This window comes from Streptomyces sp. NPDC039480 (assembly GCF_055597165.1).
In genome coordinates, this window is the sequence record NZ_JBVITX010000032.1 from 1 (window position 1) to 1,798 (window position 1,798).

Consider the following 1,798-nt stretch of genomic DNA (forward strand, 5'->3'; position numbering starts at 1 on the left):
ACCACGGCCACCGCATCCGGAACCACAACCGCCTGCCGCTCCACCAACTCGTGCAGACACACGTCCTCGACCTCGACACGAGGACCGACCGCCCACTCGGTCACCAATTGGTGCAACTCGGCGGCCGGGAGGAGGGAGGCGTCGTCGACGCCGTCGTCCGGTGCGGCGGCCATCGCTTCGAGGACCGAGCGGAACATCCGGGCCACCCGCTCGCCGTTGACCCGGCTCACCGCGTGGGTGTGCGTGATCACCTTGAGCCGGTCCGGGCCCGCGACGACGAACAGGGCGAACTCGTTCGAACTCGCGCCCATGCTGGCCGCGATGTCGACCGTGCCCCGGCCGTCGTCGGCCACCGCTTCCTCGGCCGCCCGGAAGTCCTGGTAGCTGAAGTGGACGTCGATGAGCCGTTCGTCGTCGGCCAGCTCCCGCTGGATCGTCGGCATCGGGAACATGCGGTGCTCCCAGAGCTCCGTCTCCCGGTCGAAGACCTGCCGCACCAGCTCGCGCCAGGTGCGTGCGGTGCGGTCCGCCGCGAAGGGCAGCACGTTGAGGTACATGCCGGGGACCCGCTCGGAGCCCGTGATCTCGGGGCGGATGTGGCAGGTGAGGCCGGTGTGGAAGACGGGCTCGTCGGTGAGCATGCTCACCACCTTCTGGTGGGCCGCGTGCACGACGCTCTTCACCGCCGCGCCGGACGTCGCGGCCAGCGACCTCAGCGCGTCAGCCAGGTCCTCGTAGCCGACCTCGATCTCGTACTGCTCCCGTGCGCTGTCCGGCGCGTCGGCCCACCCCGCGGGCAGTCCGAACTTGGCGTAGCCGTCGACGACGCCCTGCCAGTAGGCACGGTCGTCCGGGCTCCGCAGCGCGGCGAGTTCGCCCGCCACGGCGTCGGCGAAGCGCACCGCGGGCGGCGTCCAGGCGTCGGGCTCGCGCCCGTCGCGGAGCTGCCGGAAGCAGGTGACCAGCTCGGCGATGAGGGAGTGGTAGCTCCAGCCGTCGATGATGGCGTGCGCCTCGGTGACGGTGAACTGCCAGCCGCCGTCCGCGCACAGGTGCACGGCGACCCGCATCAGCGGGGCCTCGACCAGGTCGAAGGCGTTCTCGCTCTCGGCCGCCACGAAGGCCCGCAGCGTCCGCTCCGCCTCGTCGGCGCCGAGGGCGGTCAGGTCTTCGACCGTCACCGGGATCTCGGCGGCCGCGTGGACGAGCTGGAGGGGCGCGGAGTACGTCTCCAGGTCGATCGACGTGCGCAGCACGTCGTGGCGCCCGGCCAGGACGGCCAGGGCCGCGCGCAGTGCGTCGAGGGAGAACTCCTCGTCCCGTACGCGCAGCGAGGCCACGTTGTGGTAGCTGCGGGCGCCGCCCTTGGTGAGCATCTCGACGACCATGCCCGTCTGCGCCTGGGTCAGCGGGTAGGCGTCCGCCACGCCCTCCGGCAGCTTGGCCCGGTCCTCGTCGGCGAGCAGTGCGAACGGCTCGACCGGCTTGACCGGCTCGACGGCCTCCGGGCCGCCGTGGCCACCGCGATCGGCGAGCCGCTCGGCCATCGCGGCGACCGTACGCGTCGCGAACACCTCTTGCATGGTGGTCTCGAACCCGGCGGTACGCAGGGCACCGACGAGGGAGACGGCGCGGATGGAGTCACCGCCCAGGTCGAAGAACGAGTCCTCGACGCCGACCTCGTCCAGGCCCAGAACGTCGGCCCAGACGGCGGCCACCCGCTCCTCGGCCTCGGTCCGCGGGGCGATGTAGGCGCCGCGGGCGAAGGCGTCCTGCTCCGGGGCGGGCAGAGCCCGCT

The 1,798-nt window shown here is 72.3% G+C and carries 1 protein-coding gene; it reads right to left on the bottom strand.

What is annotated here, in order from left to right; translation table 11 throughout:
- On the bottom strand, positions 1-1,798 hold a 1,798-nt coding region (locus ACZ56E_RS40630), incomplete at both ends, for a condensation domain-containing protein (protein ID WP_471222000.1).